The organism is Pseudomonas sp. 10C3, from assembly GCF_036346185.1.
Lineage (GTDB): Bacteria > Pseudomonadota > Gammaproteobacteria > Pseudomonadales > Pseudomonadaceae > Aquipseudomonas.
On record NZ_JASJVE010000071.1, the window covers coordinates 1 to 644 of the forward strand.

Below are 644 nucleotides of genomic sequence, written 5' to 3' on the forward strand. Positions count from 1 at the left end.
ATGGCTTATGCCAGCCACATCACCACCGTGAGTGCGACTTACGCCAAGGAAATCACCACGCCGGCCTTTGGCTGTGGTCTGGAAGGCTTTCTGCAAAGCAAGGCCAGGCAAGGACTGCTCAGCGGGATTCCAAATGGCATCGACGCCAGTTGGGATTCGGAAACCGATGAACACTTGATTTGCCGGTTTGCCCCAAACGAATGGCAGCGCAAGGAAATCAACGCCGACCATGTACGTGAGTTGTTCGAGCTTGAGCCTTCCACGGGTCCTTTGTTCGCTGTGGTATCGCGCCTGGTCTTCCAGAAAGGCCTGGACCTGACCATCGGTGTTGCCGAGCATATCGTCAATCAAGGCGGGCAAATTGCGATCATCGGTCGCGGCGAACCGGAGGAAGAGGATGCCATGCGCGCACTGGCCCTGCGTTTCCCGGGCCAGATCGGGGTGCGCATCGGGTTCAACGAAACGGATGCCCGACGCATGTTTGCCGGCAGCGATTTCTTGCTGATGCCTTCGCGTTATGAGCCTTGTGGCTTGAGCCAGATGTACGCCCAGCGTTTTGGCTCCTTGCCGGTGGCCCGTAAAACAGGGGGGTTGGCCGACACCATTGAAGATGGCGTGACTGGTTTTCTGTTCGAAGAATCGAC

1 protein-coding gene is annotated in these 644 nt (G+C 57.5%); it reads left to right on the plus strand.

Features of this window, described 5'->3' with window-relative positions; all coding sequences use genetic code 11:
• Positions 1–644: glycosyltransferase (locus QN399_RS26145; protein ID WP_330201930.1), on the plus strand; the 644-nt coding region annotated here is incomplete at both ends.